The sequence below is a fragment of the Pseudomonas sp. FW305-E2 genome (genome assembly GCF_058782925.1).
Genome location: NZ_JBYSYE010000004.1, coordinates 210,004 through 225,896, shown reverse-complemented (window position 1 = coordinate 225,896; position 15,893 = coordinate 210,004). Strand labels below are relative to the sequence as shown.

Genomic DNA, 15,893 nt, shown 5'->3' with positions numbered 1-15,893 from the left:
CCGTTATTTCCTTAACGTGGTGTTCAACCTTTGTTCGAGCGAGGTGAGGATGTTTTGCAGGGTAGTGTTCACCTCATCGTCGTTAAGAGTGCGCGATGGATGCTGCCAGGTCAAGCCGACGGCAAGGCTTTTTCTATCAGGATCAATGCCTTTACCTTGGTACACATCAAACAGCCTGAGGTCTGTGAGCCATTCGCCTGCATTGTCACGAATTAATTCAAGCACCGCGCTAGAAGCCACATCACGTCCTGCGATCAAAGCCAGGTCGCGACGGGTTTCCGGGAACTTGGACAGTTCGCTGAATTTCGGCAGGCGGCCTTCGACCACGTCGCCCAGCACCAGCTCGAACAGGAACACCGGGCGGTCCAGGCCCAGGGCTTTGGCCAGCTCCGGGTGAATGGCGCCGAGGTAGCCGACCAGCTTGCCGTCACGCTCGATGGCAGCGGTCTGGCCTGGGTGCAGGGCTGGGTGTTTGCCGGCGCTGAAGGTGAAGTCGCTCAGGGCGCCGGAGTAGCCCAGCAGGGCTTCCACGTCGGCTTTGACGTCGAAGAAGTCGACGCCGTCGCGGCCGTTGGCCCAGCCTTCTGGCAGGCGGCTGCCGGTGATGACGCCGGCAATCATTGGCTGCTGCTGCAGGTCACCCAGTTGGCCGACAAAGCGCAGGCCGCTTTCGAACAGGCGCACGCGGTCTTGCTGGCGGTTCAGGTTGTGCTGCAGTGCCTTGACCAGGCCCGGCCACAGCGAGGCGCGCATGGCGGCCATGTCGCTGGAGATGGGGTTGGCCAGCAGCAGCGGCTCTACGCCCGGGCTGAACAGTTCGAACAGTTTCGGGTCGATGAAGCTGTAGGTGATGGCTTCCTGGTAGCCGCGGGCAACCAGCAGGCGGCGCAGGGTCGGCAGGTCACCGCGGGTTTCCGGCTTGCCCTGTGGCGCCAGGCGCGCCTGAGGGTAGCGGACCGGCAGGTTGTTGTAGCCGTACAGGCGGGCCAGCTCTTCGATCAGGTCCACTTCCAGGCTGATGTCGAAGCGGTGGCTTGGAACGGTGACGGTCCACTGCCCTTCTGCACTTTTAACCGTGGTCAGTTCCAAGGCGTTGAGCAACTGCTCGACCTGGGCTGGGTCCATTTCCATGCCAAGCATCTGGGTGATGCGTTCGGCGCGCAGGGTGACCGGGGCTACTTGTGGCAGGTGCTGCTCGCTGACCGCTTCAACCACAGGGCCGGCTTCGCCGCCAACGATGTCCAGCAGCAACTGGGTGGCGCGCTCCATGGCTTCGCGGGCCAGTTGCGAGTCGACGCCGCGCTCGTAGCGGTGCGAGGCATCGGTGTGCAGGCCGTAGGAACGGGCTTTACCGGCGACGGAAATCGGCTCGAAGAAGGCGCTTTCCAGGAACAGGTCGCGGGTTTTTTCGGTGTTCACACCGCTGTGCTCGCCCCCCATGACGCCGGCGATGGCCAAGGCGCGGGTGTGGTCGGCGATCACCAGGGTGTCAGCACGCAGGGCCACTTCCTGGCCGTCGAGCAGGACGAGTTTTTCGCCCTCTTCGGCCATGCGCACGCGGATGCCGCCGTTGATTTCCGCCAGGTCGAAGGCGTGCATCGGCTGGCCGAGTTCGAGCATCACGTAGTTGGTGATGTCGACGGCGGCGTCGATGCTGCGAACGTCGCTGCGGCGCAGGCGCTCGACCATCCACAGTGGGGTTGGCTTGCTCAGGTCGACGTTACGGATAACGCGGCCCAGGTAGCGCGGGCAGGCAGCCGGGGCGCTGACTTCGACCGGGCGCACTTCGTCATGGGCGGCCGCTACGGCTGGCACCACCGGGCGGGTGACCGGGGTGTCGTACAGGGCGCTGACGTCGCGTGCCAGGCCGGCGATGGACAGGCAGTCGCCGCGGTTCGGGGTCAGGCCGATTTCGATGCTGGCATCATCCAGGCTCAGGTACGTGCGAATGTCTTCGCCAACCGGAGCGTCGGCAGCCAGTTCCAGCAGGCCGTCGTTTTCTTCGCTGATCTGCAGTTCGGCAGCCGAGCACAGCATGCCGAAGGACTCGACACCGCGCAGCTTGGCCTTCTTGATCTTGAAGTCGCCTGGCAGTTCGGCACCGATCATGGCGAACGGGATCTTGATGCCTGGGCGGGCGTTAGGGGCGCCGCACACAACCTGGAAGGTTTCCTGGCCGCTGCTTACCTGGCACACGCGCAACTTGTCGGCGTCCGGGTGTTGTTCGGTGGCGAGAATTTCGCCCACGACGATGCCGCTGAACTGGCCGGCAGCGGGGGTAACGCTGTCAACTTCGAGGCCGGCCATGGACAGGCGGGCGACCAGTTCGTCACGGGAGACTTGCGGGTTGACCCAACCGCGCAGCCACTGTTCACTGAATTTCATGCTGTTCTCCTGAAAGTTGCGTCGATTGGGCCTAGCGGAATTGGGCTAGGAACCGCAGGTCGTTGTCGAAGAACAGACGCAAATCGTTGACGCCATAGCGCAGCATGGCCAGGCGCTCGGCACCCATGCCGAAGGCGAAGCCCTGGAACTCTTCTGGGTCGATGCCGGACATGCGCAACACATTCGGGTGCACCATGCCGCAGCCCATCACTTCCAGCCAGCCGGTTTGCTTGCACACGCGGCAGCCGTTGCCGGAACACATCACGCACTGGATGTCGACTTCTGCAGACGGCTCGGTGAAGGGGAAGAACGATGGGCGGAAACGGACCGCCAGTTCTTTCTCGAAGAATACGCGCAGGAATTCTTCGATGGTGCCCTTGAGGTCGGCGAAGTTGATATCGCGATCTATCAGCAGGCCTTCGACCTGGTGGAACATCGGCGAGTGGGTGATATCCGAGTCGCAGCGGTATACGCGGCCCGGGCACACAATGCGGATGGGCGGCTGGGTGGACTCCATGGTCCGCACCTGCACCGGCGAGGTGTGGGTACGCAGCAGCATGTTGGCATTGAAGTAGAAGGTGTCGTGCATCGCCCGCGCCGGGTGGTGGCCAGGGATGTTGAGCGCTTCGAAGTTGTGGTAGTCGTCTTCCACCTCTGGGCCTTCGGCGATGCCGTAACCAATGTGGGTGAAGAACTGCTCGATGCGCTCGAGTGTACGGGTGATCGGGTGCAGGCCACCGGTGGCCTGGCCGCGGCCTGGCAGGGTGACGTCAATGCATTCGGCAGCCAGGCGAGCGCTGAGCTCGGCTTCTTCAAAGGCAGCCTTGCGGGCATTGAGCACAACGGTGACGCGCTCTTTGGCGTCGTTGATCAGCGCGCCGACTTTCGGTCGCTCTTCGGCTGGCAGGTTGCCCAGGGTCTTCATCACCTGGGTCAGCTCGCCCTTCTTGCCGAGATAATTAACCCGGATCTGTTCCAGGGCGTTGATGTCTTCAGCGCGTTCCACGGCCTCTAGGGCTTGGGAGACCAGCGCATCCAGGTTTTCCATGTACAGACTCCAGATACGAAAATAGGGGAAGAGCTTTGAAGGCTCTTCCCCTATCGATGACGTTCAATGCCCGGCAGCGCTAGCACCGCCGGGTGATTGTCGCGGGTACTTAAGCCAGAACGGCTTTAGCTTTCTCGACAATCGCAGCAAACGCCGCTTTTTCGTTCACTGCCAGATCAGCCAGAACCTTACGGTCGATTTCGATCGAAGCCTTTTTCAGGCCAGCAATCAGACGGCTGTAGGACAGACCGTTGGTGCGGGCACCGGCGTTGATACGAGCGATCCACAGTGCGCGGAACTGACGCTTCTTCTGGCGACGGTCGCGGTAGGCGTATTGGCCTGCCTTGATGACCGCTTGCTTGGCTACACGGAATACGCGCGAACGTGCACCGTAGTAACCTTTAGCCAGTTTCAGAATTTTTTTGTGACGCTTACGAGCGATAACGCCGCGCTTAACACGAGCCATGAGTAACTTCCTCTATCTTAACCAGAATTAACGAACGCGCAGCATGCGCTCGACTTTTGCGACGTCGGACGGGTGCAGCAAGCTGGCACCGCGCAGTTGACGCTTACGCTTGGTCGACATTTTGGTCAGGATGTGGCTCTTGAAAGCGTGCTTGTGCTTGAAGCCCGAAGCTGTCTTCAGGAAGCGCTTCGCAGCACCGCTCTTGGTTTTCATTTTTGGCATGTTGGAACTCCGCATTCGATAAAATTACACATAATCATCAGGCCTGCCGTGCCCGGGAGATTACTTCTTTTTCTTGGGGGCGATGACCATCATAAGCTGGCGTCCTTCCATCTTCGGATGCTGCTCAACGGTGCCGTATTCGGCGAGGTCGGCTTCGACCCGCTTCAACAGCTCCATGCCCAGCTCCTGGTGGGCCATCTCACGACCACGGAATCTCAGAGAGATCTTGGCCTTGTCCCCATCGGTAAGGAAACGTACCAGGTTGCGTAGTTTTACCTGGTAATCCCCATCCTCCGTCCCTGGACGAAACTTGATTTCTTTGATCTGGATCTGCTTCTGGTTTTTCTTGGCTTCGTTAGCCTGCTTCTTCTTCTCGAAGAGGTGCTTGCCGTAGTCCATGACCTTGCAGACGGGTGGTACCGCGTCTGCAGAGATTTCTACCAGGTCCAGCTTCGCTTCATCAGCGATACGCAGCGCTTCATCAATCGAGACGATGCCAACCTGCTCGCCGTCTGCGCCAATTAACCGAACCTCGCGGGCCGAGATATTCTCGTTGATCGGGGCCTTCGGTACAGCACGCTTATCGTTTCTCATTTCACGCTTAATAGTCATTACTCCGATTCTTGGCGACCACGCCGGGAAACCGCTTGTGTCAGCAGCTCAACGAATTGGGCGACGGGCATGGAGCCCAGGTCTGCGCCTTCGCGAGTACGCACAGCGACGGTTTGCGTTTCGACTTCGCGGTCCCCTATAACCAAAAGGTACGGGACCTTGAGCAAAGTATGCTCGCGGATTTTAAAGCCGATCTTCTCATTTCTCAAGTCCGACTTGGCACGGAAACCGCTTCCGTTCAGAGATTTCTCAACCTCGAGGGCGAAATCGGCCTGCTTGTCGGTGATATTCATGATCACCGCCTGGGTTGGGGCCAGCCACGCCGGGAACACACCAGCATAGTGCTCGATCAGCATGCCGATGAAGCGCTCGAACGAACCGAGGATGGCACGGTGCAGCATGACCGGGCGAACTCGGCTGTTATCTTCGGCGATATAGCTGGCATCCAGACGCTCTGGCAGGTTCGGGTCGTACTGCAGGGTACCGCACTGCCAGTTACGGCCGAGGCAGTCGCGCAGGGTAAACTCGATTTTCGGGCCGTAGAAGGCACCCTCGCCCGGCTGGTATTCCCACTCAAGGCCGGATTCGTTCAGGGCGTCGGCCAGCGCTGTTTCAGCACGGTCCCACAACTCTTCAGAACCGACACGCTTGGCCGGACGAGTGGACAGTTTCATGGCGATGTCGCTGAAACCGAAGTCCTTGTACACGTCCAGGGTCAGCTTGATGAAGTCGGCGGCTTCTTTCTTCACCTGTTCTTCGGTGCAGAAAATGTGCGCATCGTCCTGTACGAAGCCACGCACGCGCATGATGCCGTGCAGGGCGCCCGACGGCTCGTTACGGTGGCAGGCACCGAACTCGGCCAGACGCAGCGGCAGGTCGCGGTAGCTTTTCAGGCCCTGGTTGAACACCTGCACGTGGCACGGGCAGTTCATCGGTTTTACCGCGTAGTCACGGCTTTCCGACGAAGTGGTGAACATGTTTTCGGCATAGTTGGACCAGTGGCCGGAACGCTCCCACAGGATGCGGTCGACAACCTGCGGGGTCTTGATTTCCTGGTAGCCGTTTTCGCGCTGCACGCCACGCATGTACTGCTCGAGTACCTGGTAGACGGTCCAGCCGTTGGCGTGCCAGAACACCATGCCCGGGGCTTCTTCCTGCAGGTGGAACAGGTCGAGCTGCTTGCCGATCTTGCGGTGGTCGCGTTTTTCGGCTTCTTCGATGCGCTGGATGTACGCAGCCAGCTGCTTCTTGTCAGCCCAGGCCGTGCCGTACACGCGCTGCAGCTGCTCGTTCTTGGCATCGCCACGCCAGTAGGCGCCGGACAGCTTGGTCAGCTTGAATGCCTTGAGGAAGCGGGTGTTCGGCACGTGCGGGCCACGGCACATGTCGACGTATTCTTCGTGGTAGTACAGGCCCATGGCCTGTTCATCCGGCATGTCTTCGACCAGACGCAGTTTGTAGTCTTCGCCACGGGCCGTGAACACATCGATGACTTCGGCGCGCGGGGTCATTTTCTTGACCACGTCGTAGTCTTTTTCGATCAGCTCCATCATGCGCTTTTCGATGGCGGCCATGTCTTCTGGGGTGAAGGGGCGCTCGTAGGCGATGTCGTAATAGAAGCCTTCGTCAATGACCGGGCCGATCACCATCTTGGCGGTCGGGTACAGCTGCTTCACGGCGTGGCCAACCAGGTGGGCGCACGAGTGACGAATGATCTCCAGTCCCTCTTCATCTTTAGGGGTGATGATCTGCAGTGTGGCGTCGTTGCTGATCAGGTCACACGCATCGACCAGCTTGCCGTCGACCTTGCCGGCCACAGTGGCCTTGGCCAGGCCAGCGCCGATGGAAGCGGCTACTTCGGCTACGGATACGGCGTGATCGAACGAACGTTGACTGCCATCGGGAAGAGTAATAACGGGCATGGCGCCTCCTCTCCTAGTGGTGACCCCTACCAAAGGTCACGTGGGTTGGGATGAGCCAGTACAAGATCCGACCTGCCTTCCGGTAAAAGGAAGCCTGCCCCACAGTGGCAGAAGCCTTTCGGCTTGTCAGGGACGAACCAGAGTGACTGGAAAGAAAAAAGATAGCTGCAGCCGGCAACAGCGCGACTGCAAGCCGAGCATGCTAGCACGCGGGTTGCACCCCAGGCAGAAATATTTGGAAATTGCACCGCAGCGGTGAACTAACGCGGAAAAATACCGCTCAGACTTTGGGAAGCAACCTACTCTTGATGAGACCTTAACCCAAGGAGTAACTGGTGATGCGAGTTCCGTCTCTTCTGGCCCTGGCGGCCGCTGGCGCCCTGCTGCTGCCCGTGGCTGCGAACGCCGGCAACTTCCCAGCCGGGAAGGAGGCCGCCTACATGACCCAGTGCACGCAAGTGGCCAGCGGCCAGGGCGTTGACGCTGCCACCGCGAAAAAACACTGCGACTGCGGCGCGCAAGCCATCAAAAAGAATTTCACCGACGCCGAGATTGCCGACCTCGACAGCAAGGACGGCGTTGACGCCAAACTGATGCAGAAGGCGCAGTCGGTGGTGAAACAGGCCTGCGCACCGAAGAGCTGAAACCTTAAAGCCGGTGATGGCCAGCCATTCTTTGAGCTGGATCAATATCCTGCGAAGGTAAAAGGCGCTAGATGCGCAGAATTAGACTATGATGTATCCCGTGCTCCGTAGCCTCGGCCGCATTGCACCACTGAAAAAACTAAATGTTCTGGAGATTCACCCATGTCCAATCGCCAACAAGGCACCGTCAAATGGTTCAATGATGAGAAAGGCTACGGCTTCATCACCCCAGCAGGCGGCGGCGACGACCTGTTCGTACACTTCAAAGCCATCGAATCTGACGGCTTCAAGAGCCTGAAAGAAGGCCAGACTGTTTCCTTCGTCGCCGAGCGCGGCCAGAAGGGCATGCAGGCTGCACAGGTTCGTCCGGAGTAATTCGGATAGCTGTAAAAAAACCCGCCCTTGTGGCGGGTTTTTTTATGGGTGATGCATCATCTGAGTGGGGCGGGATTGCCTGCGAAACCTACTTTAGGGTGAATGGCACGGGCTTCGCCCGTGTTCGCGGGTGAACCCGCTCCTACAGGCGACCGCGCAGGTTTTTCACATTTTGCGCAAGGCAGTTGCCCCCGCGTGCATCAACCGCAGTTGACGCGGGTTACCCTGCCCTGCTCGTCCACGTTCAGGTTCAAGCGCTCGGAGCGGTACTCCAGGGTCACCACGTCGTGCGGCTTGAGAATGCGCGCCATCTGCGAGCCGCTGGCCTTGCGTGCCTGCTCCAGCAATTCGGCGCTGGCCTGCTTGCCCAGGGCAAAGTCGGCACCACTGGCTTCGCAGCGGCCATCGTTGCCCGCTGGCGCGGCCGGCGCGGCACCACCATCAGCATTGCCACCAGTGCTGCAACCCGCCAGGACAGCAGCCACAGCCAGAGTTGCCAGGTAAGCACGGGTACGGAACATGAAGCCTCCTAAATCGGTCCGGGAACTGCCTGATCCGACAGCTCCGCTCATCATTTGTTGCAAAACCGGTCAAGTCTGCCTGAACTGCAGCGGCGAGGCGAAAAGCAATCGTGACCGGATTTTGCACAACACGCTGCGTTTGCCATATGCTTAGCTCGCACGGTCACCGGCGCAAAGCCATGATTTGCTGCAAGAAGTGGAGCGCATCCCGCCTCCATCGAACACCAGGGTCAGGTGTTCCCCCTTCGTTCCGGGCCCCCAGCGAGAGCTTTTCATGAGCACCCACAGCATCGATGCCGATATCAAGGTCAAATGGGCCGAGGGCCAGAGCGCGTACAGCCCTGGCACACCGGAAGAGTTACTGTTGATCGCCATCGACCTGTTGGTGCGCGACAACGGTGCCGAGGCGGCACGCAGCTTCATCGACCAGGTGTTCGAGCGCTACGCGCCGCACGCGGCTATTCCAATCGCGCCAGACGGGCACTGAGCAGGTCGAACAGCCCCTGGGCATCACCCTGCTCCACCCACAGCACATTCGCCGGCCGCTTGAGCACACCGTACCAGTCTGCAATTGTCTGGCCGAAAGTGGGCCCTTCGCGGCTGTCGATGCTCATGTGGATACGCCGGCCACTGAACAGCTCGGGCTTTAACAGGTAGGCGATGACGCTGGCGTCGTGCACAGGGCCGCCAGGTATGCCATACACGTCCATATCGTGGGTGATGTAAGCATTGAGGATATCCACCACGCGCTTGCTGGCCTGGTTGTTCACGGCTGCCAGTTGCTTCAGGCGAGCGTTGCTGGTCAGCAGCTTGTGCGTGACATCCAGCGGCAGGTAGGTCAGCTGCACGCCGCTGGCCAGCACCACTTCGGCGGCGTGCGGGTCGGCGTAGAGGTTGAACTCCGCCACCGGGGTGATGTTGCCGCCGTTGAAATGGGCTCCCCCCATGACCACCACCTCTTTGATGCCGTTGACGATGCCCGGGCGCTGGATCAGCGCCAGGGCCAGGTTGGTCTGCGGGCCGAGCATGGCGACGGTGATGCTGTGCGGTTTGGCTGCGCTGAGGGTATCGACCAGGTATTGCACGGCATTGCCCTGGGCCAGGGGCGCTTTCGGCTCGTGCACCGGTACACCGGTGAGGCCTTCTTCGCCATGAACGTCGGCGGCGTAGATCGGCGTGCGCACCAATGGGCGGCCGGCACCGGCATACACCGGGATGTCTTCGCGCCCCGCCCATTCGCGGGCCAGGCGGGCATTGCGCGAGGTCTTGTTTAGGCGCACGTTGCCGGCCACGGTGGTGATGGCGCGGATATTGAGTTCGTTGGGCGAAGCCATGGCCAGAAACAGCGCGACCACGTCGTCCGCGCCGGGATCGGTGTCGATGATCAGGTCGATGGGTGCGGCCTGGAGGGTGGAGGCTGTGGCCATGAAAACAACTCCTTGTAGCAGGGACTTGAGCATGGATGGCACTCCTGTTGCCTATGCATCATGCGTTTACACAGCCCGGCGTCCTTTGTGGAAGCGGCTAGAAGGTGACGCCGGAGATGAGGGCGATGTTGCTGTAGGGCTGGCACTCGCCTGTACGCACCACCGCACGGGCACTGCGCGACAGCACTTTGAAATCCTCATGGGTCAGCCATTCGCGCTTGCCCAGCTTGCCCTTCAGTCGCTCGATTTCGACCAGCGCAGGTGGCACCACTTTCTGCATTTCTTCAGCCAGCACGTGCCGCTCAACCTGCAATTCGCTCAGCACCACCCGCAGCACGCTGGCGAAGTCCGGCAGGCCAGGCGTAATGGCCAGGTCGATCAGCTCGACACCCGGCGGCACCGGCAGCCCGGCATCGCCGATCACCAGGATATCGCCATGCCCCATGCCGGCAATGACTCGCGACAGGGCAACGTTCAGCAGCGGGGTTTTCTTCATGGCGTCAGCTCCGCCAGGTAGGGAATCGACGGTTGGGCACCGGCACGGGTAACCGACAATGCCGCGGCACGCTGGCCAAAGGCGATCGCCCCCCCCTCCTCCAGCCCACGCACCAGGCCGGCAGCAAAGCCACCAATGAAGGTATCGCCGGCAGCGGTGGTGTCCAGCGGTTGCACGCGCGGCGCCGGATAGTGCTGATGGCCTTGGGCAGTAACCAGCAAGGCACCTTGCGCACCCAAGGTGATAATCACTTTGCCTGCCCCCAGCTGCAGCAAGCGCTCGCCTGCGCGCCGGGCACTGTCCTGGTCGGTCACCGCCACACCGGTCAAGGCTTCGGCCTCGCTTTCGTTAGGGGTAAGGTAATCGATATGCGCAAACCAGTCCGCTGGCAAGGGGCCGGTAGCGGGTGCTGGGTTCAGGATGACCTGCTTGCCCAGCTCACGCGCCCTGGCCAGTGTGCAAGCCACAGTGTCAGTGGGCACTTCCAGCTGGCAGATGACCACCTCGGCGGCCTGCAGCAGTGCATCGAAACGCAGCACCGACTGCGGCGTCAGCAGGCCGTTGGCGCCGGGAATGATGACAATACAGTTCTGGCTGGCAGCATCCACCGTGATCAGCGCCACACCGCTGGACGTGCCCGGGCAGGTGCTGACACCCTGACAGTCGATACCCTCGACATACAAGGCCCGGTGCAGTTGCCGCCCGTAGTCATCATCCCCCACATTGCCGATCATCGCCACGCTGCCCCCCAGCCGCGCTACCGCCACCGCCTGGTTGGCACCCTTGCCGCCCGGCACCGTGAAAAAGCTATCGCCGGGGAGTGTTTCGCCGGCCCGGGGCAGGCGCTGGGCGCGGACCACCAGGTCCATGTTGAGGCTGCCGACCACCACAACCTTGGCATTCATGACGTTTCCTTAGCGTTAGCGGTATTCATTGAACAGGTCCGGGCGCGGCCCGGTGGATTCACGCAAGACGATACGCGGGGCGACGATACGCTGCTCCGCCGCGCCTTGCCGGGGCGTAGCGATACGCGTCAGCAGCAACGAGGCAGCGCTCTCGCCCAGCTCGCGGATCGACTGGCCCACGGTGGTCAGTGGTGGGTACACGTAGCGGCTCAGTTCGATGTCGTCGAAGCCGATCACCGACAGCTCGCCGGGTACGCTGATATTACGTTCGGCGGCAGCGCGCAGCACACCAAAGCCGATCATGTCGTTGCCGGCAAAAATCGCCGAGGGCCGCTTGCCTTCCAGCACCTGCGCCGCCGCTGCATGACCACCCGGGCTGGTGAAGTCGCAGTGCAGTACACGGCTGTCCAGCACAGGCGCTCCGGCTTCGGCCATGGCACGGCGGAAGCCGCTCAGGCGTAGCTGGGTAACCCCGGTTTCGGCGGGGCCGCCGATATAGGCGACGTCGCGATGGCCCAGCTCCAGCAGGTGCTGGGTGGCCAGATACGCCCCCTGCTCGTGGTCGATGCGCACCAGGTCGGCATCGACGCCTTCCAGCTCACGGTCGACGATGACCATTGGCGTGCGCACACCGGCCAGGCTTTGCAGCAGGTCGTCGTCCTGGCCCACCGAGGCCACTACCAGGCCGTCGATGCGTTTTTCCAGCAGCACGCGCAGGTAGCTGCGCTGCTTCTGCGGGTTGTCGTCGGAGTTGCACAGGATCACGCAATAGCCGTTGCGCTCGCAGGCGTCTTCGATACCCCGCGCCAGCTCGGCGAAGTACGGGTTGACGCTGTTGGGCACCAACAGGCCGATGGTGGCCGTGCTGCGCGCCTTCAGCGAGCGCGCCACCGCACTGGGCACGTAATCCAGTTCGACAATGGCGGCTTCCACCTTCAGCCGCACCTGTTCGCTGACCGGACGGGTCTTGTTGAGTACATGGGACACGGTGGTGTAGGAAATACCCGCCAGTGCCGCGACGTCTTTGATGGTTGCCATGGTGTCAGTTCCGCCGGCCTGCGCGCCGGCTACGGTAAGTGTCGAGCACAACGGCGATGACGATCACCGCCCCGGTGATAATGCGTTTGGTCGGCTCGCTGGCGCCGATCTGCGCCAGCCCGGCGGCCAATACGGAAATGATCAGTACGCCAAAGAAGGTGCTGATGACCGAGCCACGCCCGCCCATCAGGCTGGTACCGCCGATCACGACGGCGGCAATGACCTGCAGCTCCAGGCCAGACCCGGCGTTGGGGTCGGCGGCTTCCAGTCGCGAGATCTGGAACAGTGCGGCCAGGCCGGCGAGCAGGCCCATCAGGGCGAACACCAGCACTTTGTAAGGGCGCGGATCGATACCGGCCAGGCGCACGGCCTCTTCATTGGTGCCGATACCGATCAGGTAACGGCCGAACACCGTACGCGTCAGTACCAACTGGGCGAGCACGATCACCAACAAGGCGATGATGAACGCTGGCGAAACACCAAAGGCGACCGGGTTGGAGAACCAGGCGTAGGCGTCGCCGATATAGGCGGTGCGCGAGTCGGTGAACTGGTAGGCCAGGCCACGGGCCATCTCCAGCACACCAAGCGAGACGATGAACGACGGGATGCGCCAGGCCACGGTGACGCCACCGGTAATGCTGCCGGCCAATGCGGCCACAGCCATGCCCAGCAGCGCCGAGGGCAGCACGCCCCAGCCCCAGCCGAGTATCGCCACGCTCACCGTGGAGGCGGCCAGCGCCAGCACCGAGCCCACCGACAGGTCGATGCCGCCGATGATCAACACGAAGGTCATGCCCACCGCCAGCACCATCAGGTCCGGGATCTGGTTGGCCAGCGTGCTGAAGGTGCCATACGACCAGAAGTGGCTGCTGAGGAACGAGAACAGCACGATCATCGCCAGCAAGGCGCCAGCCAGGCCCAGGTAGGTGCCCAGGCCAAAGTAGGTACCGCTGCGGCGCACGGGGGCGGCTTCCTGGTTGTTGAGCGGGGTGGTTTTCATGCATCCATCCTGGGGGCTGCATCATGCAGCAGCGCGTCACGTTTCTGATAACCGGCGAAGGCGGCGGCAAGCAACTGGTCCTGGCTCCAATGATCACGCGCGAAGGTGTCGATCAGGCGACCGGCGGACAGCACGCCGATGCGGTCGCAAATCAGCATCAGTTCTCGCAGGTCACTGGACACCACCACCAAGGCCTTGCCTTGGCGCGCCAGCTCGGCCAGCAGGCCATAAATGTCGAACTTGGCGCCCACATCGATGCCACGCGTGGGTTCGTCGAACAGCAGCACCTGGCAATCGCGCTCCAGCCAGCGGCCGATCACCACTTTTTGCTGGTTACCGCCAGACAGCTCACCCACCACCTGCTGCGCGCCGGCACTGCGAATGCGCATGGCCTGGATCTGGCGTTCGGCCAAGGCTTTTTCCGCTTCGCCATCGAGCACGCCGGCCCGCGATACCGCGCCCAGGTTGCCCAATGCAATGTTGGCGCTGATCGACTGCGTCAACAGCAGGCCCTCGCCTTTGCGGTCTTCGGTTATCAGCGCGATACCGGCCCGCACTGCAGCCTTGGGCGAGTCGATGTTTACCGCCTGCGGCGGTTGGCCGAGCGCGATACCGCCGCTGTCGGCGCGATCGGCACCGTAGATCAGGCGCAACAGCTCGGTACGGCCGGCGCCGATCAGGCCGGAAATGCCAAAAATCTCCCCTGCCCTGACTTCGAACGACACCTCGCGCACCTTGTCGCCGCGGCACAACTTGTCGACCTTGAGCAGCGGTGCACCCATCTGCCGTCGGCCAAGGTCGATATGCTCGCCCAGCTCGCGGCCGACCATCAGGTTGACCAGCTCGGCGCTGCTGTAGCGCTGGATCGGCTCGTCGCACACCAGCTTGCCATCGCGCAGCACAACGATGCGTTGGGCCACCCGCTGCAACTCTTCCAGGCGATGCGAGATATAGACGATGGCCACGCCGCGCGCGCGCAGGCGCTCGATCTGGGTGAACAGCAACGCCACCTCGCGCGCAGTGAGCATGGCAGTGGGTTCATCCAGGATCAGCACATGGCAGTCACCGATCAGGTTGCGGGCAATCTCGACCATTTGCTGATGGCCGATGCCCAGCTCGCCGACAGGGGTGTCCGGGTCGATGGCGTCGAGCCCGACCCGAGCCATGGCGGCCGTTGCCAGCTGGCGCAGGCGCTTGTGGCTGATCCAGCCGAAACGGCTGGGCAGGTTGTCGAGAAACAGGTTTTCCGCCACGGTCAGCGTCGGCAGCAGGTTCAGCTCCTGCATGACCATGCGCACACCAAGGCGTTCGGCCTCGCTGCGGCTGCCGGGCGCGTAGGCCTGGCCACGGTAGGTCATGTGCCCGGTGGTGGGCACCTCCAGGCCGCTGATGAGCTTGGACAACGTACTCTTGCCCGCGCCGTTCTCGCCGGTCAGGGCCAGCACTTCACCGGCGCGCAGGCTCAGGCTGACCTCGCCGAGCACGGGCTGGGCGTAGGTCTTGCCCAGGCCGCTGGCGGCAAGCACCACTTCATTGGCCGATGCAGGCATGGCCGATTCTCCTGGCAGCATCAGGGCTTCTTGGTGATGAGTTCGACCGGGGTCTGAATGACGTTGTCGGCATCCACATCAGGCTTTTCGCCCTTGACCATTTTCAGCGCCGCCTGAATGCCATACACCGCCTGCTGGCTGGCGGCCTGGTCGAGGGTGGCAAGCACGCGACCGTCTTCAAGCATTGGCTTGATGGCATTGATGTTGTCATAGCCCACCACTTGCACCTGGCCGGCCTTGCCAGCGGCACGCACGGCGGACACAGCGCCCAGTGCCATGCTGTCGTTTCCGGCCAGCAAGGCCTTCAGGTCGGGGTATTCGTTGAGCATGGAGGCGGCGACGGCATTGCCTTTGTCGATCTCCCAATTGCCGCTTTGTACCGAGACGATGTTCATCTGCGCGGCGTCCATGGCGTCCTTGAAGCCGGCGGTACGCTGCTGGGCATTGGTGGTGGTCGGCACGCCTTCGATAATGCCCACCTGGTCGCCGGCCTTGAGCTTCTGGCTGGCCAGGTAATCGCCAACCAGGCGCGCGCCCTTGCGGTTGTCGGGGCCGACGAAGGGAACGCTGATGCCTTTGCTCTTGAGCAAGTCAGGGTCCAGACGGTTGTCGATGTTGATCACCACCACGCCCTGGTCCATGGCCTTCTTCACCGCCGACACAAGTGCTTTCGAGTCAGCCGGTGCAATCACCAGCGCCTTGGCGCCGGCATTGACCATCTGCTCGACGATGCGGATCTGCTCGCCAGTGTCGGTCTCGTTCTTGATGCCGTTGGCGATCAGGTCGAACTCGTCGGCGTGGGTTTTCTGGTAGTCCTTGGCGCCGTCTTCCATGGTGCGGAAGAACTCGTTGGCCAGCGACTTCATGACAAGGGCGACCTTGGGCTTGTCTTCAGCCTGGGCGGCAGACAATGGCAAGGCGAGGCTAAGCGAGGAAATGACAGCGAGGGCCAGCAGACGACCGGGGAACGGCAGCTTCATGAACGATGACTCCGAATCTTGTGTTTTTTATCGGATCGCAAACGTTTGCGCTGACCAACTATGGTAACAGGACCGTTGTTTGTCAAATCCGTTTGGCTGTCGGAGGCCGATGTGCTGCCGGGGCCGATTATGCAGGCTTTTCCGAAAACCCGAACACCTTTTCCTTTTTTTGTTCGGAATTACGAATGCAATGCCACCTTTTGCAGGCGCGGCTCGGTGCAACACCACACATTGCCGGGGCTGCTACGCGGCCCCTTGCAACGCAAGGCCGCTCCAACCCAGGCAACGCGTGGTGCCTTGGT

17 protein-coding genes are annotated in these 15,893 nt (G+C 61.8%); 3 read left to right on the top strand and 14 right to left on the bottom strand.

Annotated features, from left to right (window positions below; all coding sequences use genetic code 11):
* Window positions 1–3: 3 nt before the first annotated feature.
* The 6 genes from pheT to thrS all read right to left on the bottom strand — a co-directional run bounded on the left by pheT (window position 4) and on the right by thrS (window position 6,655).
* Window positions 4–2,385 (bottom strand): phenylalanine--tRNA ligase subunit beta, encoded by a 2,382-nt coding sequence (gene pheT / locus AC3WLP_RS06180; RefSeq protein ID WP_012052878.1) that lies wholly within the window; start codon window positions 2,383–2,385, stop codon window positions 4–6.
* Window positions 2,386–2,416: 31 nt separating this feature from the next.
* Window positions 2,417–3,433 (bottom strand): phenylalanine--tRNA ligase subunit alpha, encoded by a 1,017-nt coding sequence (gene pheS, locus AC3WLP_RS06175; protein WP_003250674.1) that lies wholly within the window; start codon window positions 3,431–3,433, stop codon window positions 2,417–2,419.
* Between the two features lie 109 nt (window positions 3,434–3,542).
* Window positions 3,543–3,899 carry a 50S ribosomal protein L20 gene (gene rplT, locus AC3WLP_RS06170; protein ID WP_003250671.1) on the bottom strand — a complete coding sequence of 119 codons (357 nt, stop codon included), beginning with the start codon at window positions 3,897–3,899 and terminating at the stop codon, window positions 3,543–3,545.
* 27 nt (window positions 3,900–3,926) lie between these two features.
* Complete coding sequence (gene rpmI / locus AC3WLP_RS06165; protein WP_003250667.1) at window positions 3,927–4,121, bottom strand: 50S ribosomal protein L35; 195 nt, start codon at window positions 4,119–4,121, stop codon at window positions 3,927–3,929.
* Window positions 4,122–4,181: 60 nt separating this feature from the next.
* Complete coding sequence (gene infC / locus AC3WLP_RS06160; protein WP_012052879.1) at window positions 4,182–4,733, bottom strand: translation initiation factor IF-3; 552 nt, start codon at window positions 4,731–4,733, stop codon at window positions 4,182–4,184.
* Window positions 4,733–6,655, bottom strand: a complete 1,923-nt coding sequence (gene thrS, locus AC3WLP_RS06155) for a threonine--tRNA ligase (RefSeq protein ID WP_003250660.1) — start codon at window positions 6,653–6,655, stop codon at window positions 4,733–4,735. The genes infC and thrS overlap by 1 nt, the downstream gene beginning before the upstream one ends.
* A 338-nt stretch (window positions 6,656–6,993) precedes the next feature.
* Here thrS and AC3WLP_RS06150 point away from each other — a divergent pair, with 338 nt between their 5' ends.
* Both AC3WLP_RS06150 and AC3WLP_RS06145 read left to right on the top strand, forming a co-directional pair.
* On the top strand, window positions 6,994–7,299 hold the full coding sequence (locus AC3WLP_RS06150) for a hypothetical protein (RefSeq protein WP_012052881.1): 306 nt from the start codon (window positions 6,994–6,996) through the stop codon (window positions 7,297–7,299).
* A 162-nt stretch (window positions 7,300–7,461) separates the two neighbouring features.
* Entirely contained in the window at window positions 7,462–7,674 is a 213-nt protein-coding gene (locus AC3WLP_RS06145; RefSeq protein WP_003250656.1) for a cold-shock protein, read from the top strand.
* Between the two features lie 200 nt (window positions 7,675–7,874).
* On the opposite strand, the gene AC3WLP_RS06140 is transcribed toward AC3WLP_RS06145, so the two are convergent.
* Window positions 7,875–8,195 (bottom strand): I78 family peptidase inhibitor, encoded by a 321-nt coding sequence (locus AC3WLP_RS06140; RefSeq protein ID WP_012052882.1) that lies wholly within the window; start codon window positions 8,193–8,195, stop codon window positions 7,875–7,877.
* A 274-nt stretch (window positions 8,196–8,469) separates the two neighbouring features.
* Here AC3WLP_RS06140 and AC3WLP_RS06135 point away from each other — a divergent pair, with 274 nt between their 5' ends.
* Window positions 8,470–8,682 (top strand): hypothetical protein, encoded by a 213-nt coding sequence (locus tag AC3WLP_RS06135; protein WP_003250649.1) that lies wholly within the window; start codon window positions 8,470–8,472, stop codon window positions 8,680–8,682.
* On the opposite strand, the gene AC3WLP_RS06130 is transcribed toward AC3WLP_RS06135, so the two are convergent.
* The 7 genes from AC3WLP_RS06130 to AC3WLP_RS06100 form a co-directional block, all read right to left on the bottom strand.
* Window positions 8,654–9,655, bottom strand: a complete 1,002-nt coding sequence (locus AC3WLP_RS06130) for a nucleoside hydrolase (RefSeq protein ID WP_012052883.1) — start codon at window positions 9,653–9,655, stop codon at window positions 8,654–8,656. The two genes, AC3WLP_RS06135 and AC3WLP_RS06130, sit on opposite strands and share 29 nt — an antisense overlap.
* A 64-nt stretch (window positions 9,656–9,719) precedes the next feature.
* The gene (gene rbsD, locus AC3WLP_RS06125) at window positions 9,720–10,118 is read right to left on the bottom strand and encodes a D-ribose pyranase (RefSeq protein WP_003250646.1); all 399 of its coding nucleotides are present in this window, start codon (window positions 10,116–10,118) and stop codon (window positions 9,720–9,722) included.
* Entirely contained in the window at window positions 10,115–11,023 is a 909-nt protein-coding gene (gene rbsK, locus AC3WLP_RS06120) for a ribokinase (RefSeq protein ID WP_088512870.1), read from the bottom strand. The genes rbsD and rbsK overlap by 4 nt, the downstream gene beginning before the upstream one ends.
* Before the next feature lie 15 nt (window positions 11,024–11,038).
* On the bottom strand, window positions 11,039–12,061 hold the full coding sequence (locus AC3WLP_RS06115) for a LacI family DNA-binding transcriptional regulator (protein ID WP_014753747.1): 1,023 nt from the start codon (window positions 12,059–12,061) through the stop codon (window positions 11,039–11,041).
* 4 nt (window positions 12,062–12,065) lie between these two features.
* Window positions 12,066–13,061 carry an ABC transporter permease gene (locus AC3WLP_RS06110; RefSeq protein ID WP_003250639.1) on the bottom strand — a complete coding sequence of 332 codons (996 nt, stop codon included), beginning with the start codon at window positions 13,059–13,061 and terminating at the stop codon, window positions 12,066–12,068.
* Complete coding sequence (locus tag AC3WLP_RS06105) at window positions 13,058–14,611, bottom strand: sugar ABC transporter ATP-binding protein (RefSeq protein ID WP_088512871.1); 1,554 nt, start codon at window positions 14,609–14,611, stop codon at window positions 13,058–13,060. Before AC3WLP_RS06105 ends, AC3WLP_RS06110 begins: the two co-directional genes overlap by 4 nt.
* Before the next feature lie 20 nt (window positions 14,612–14,631).
* Window positions 14,632–15,591 (bottom strand): sugar ABC transporter substrate-binding protein, encoded by a 960-nt coding sequence (locus AC3WLP_RS06100; RefSeq protein ID WP_012052887.1) that lies wholly within the window; start codon window positions 15,589–15,591, stop codon window positions 14,632–14,634.
* Window positions 15,592–15,893 lie beyond the last annotated feature (302 nt).

What these genes read in the sequence shown, in the direction of transcription:
- AC3WLP_RS06150 (WP_012052881.1), top strand. Translation starts at nt 6,994, where the DNA reads ATGCGAGTTCCGTCTCTTCTGGCCCTGGCGGCCGCTGGCGCCCTGCTG.
- pheT (WP_012052878.1), bottom strand. Translation starts at nt 2,385, where the DNA reads ATGAAATTCAGTGAACAGTGGCTGCGCGGTTGGGTCAACCCGCAAGTC.
- AC3WLP_RS06130 (WP_012052883.1), bottom strand. Translation starts at nt 9,655, where the DNA reads ATGCTCAAGTCCCTGCTACAAGGAGTTGTTTTCATGGCCACAGCCTCC.
- rbsD (WP_003250646.1), bottom strand. Translation starts at nt 10,118, where the DNA reads ATGAAGAAAACCCCGCTGCTGAACGTTGCCCTGTCGCGAGTCATTGCC.
- thrS (WP_003250660.1), bottom strand. Translation starts at nt 6,655, where the DNA reads ATGCCCGTTATTACTCTTCCCGATGGCAGTCAACGTTCGTTCGATCAC.
- AC3WLP_RS06135 (WP_003250649.1), top strand. Translation starts at nt 8,470, where the DNA reads ATGAGCACCCACAGCATCGATGCCGATATCAAGGTCAAATGGGCCGAG.
- rpmI (WP_003250667.1), bottom strand. Translation starts at nt 4,121, where the DNA reads ATGCCAAAAATGAAAACCAAGAGCGGTGCTGCGAAGCGCTTCCTGAAG.
- AC3WLP_RS06145 (WP_003250656.1), top strand. Translation starts at nt 7,462, where the DNA reads ATGTCCAATCGCCAACAAGGCACCGTCAAATGGTTCAATGATGAGAAA.
- rbsK (WP_088512870.1), bottom strand. Translation starts at nt 11,023, where the DNA reads ATGAATGCCAAGGTTGTGGTGGTCGGCAGCCTCAACATGGACCTGGTG.
- AC3WLP_RS06110 (WP_003250639.1), bottom strand. Translation starts at nt 13,061, where the DNA reads ATGAAAACCACCCCGCTCAACAACCAGGAAGCCGCCCCCGTGCGCCGC.
- rplT (WP_003250671.1), bottom strand. Translation starts at nt 3,899, where the DNA reads ATGGCTCGTGTTAAGCGCGGCGTTATCGCTCGTAAGCGTCACAAAAAA.
- pheS (WP_003250674.1), bottom strand. Translation starts at nt 3,433, where the DNA reads ATGGAAAACCTGGATGCGCTGGTCTCCCAAGCCCTAGAGGCCGTGGAA.
- AC3WLP_RS06140 (WP_012052882.1), bottom strand. Translation starts at nt 8,195, where the DNA reads ATGTTCCGTACCCGTGCTTACCTGGCAACTCTGGCTGTGGCTGCTGTC.
- AC3WLP_RS06105 (WP_088512871.1), bottom strand. Translation starts at nt 14,611, where the DNA reads ATGCCTGCATCGGCCAATGAAGTGGTGCTTGCCGCCAGCGGCCTGGGC.
- AC3WLP_RS06115 (WP_014753747.1), bottom strand. Translation starts at nt 12,061, where the DNA reads ATGGCAACCATCAAAGACGTCGCGGCACTGGCGGGTATTTCCTACACC.
- infC (WP_012052879.1), bottom strand. Translation starts at nt 4,733, where the DNA reads ATGACTATTAAGCGTGAAATGAGAAACGATAAGCGTGCTGTACCGAAG.
- AC3WLP_RS06100 (WP_012052887.1), bottom strand. Translation starts at nt 15,591, where the DNA reads ATGAAGCTGCCGTTCCCCGGTCGTCTGCTGGCCCTCGCTGTCATTTCC.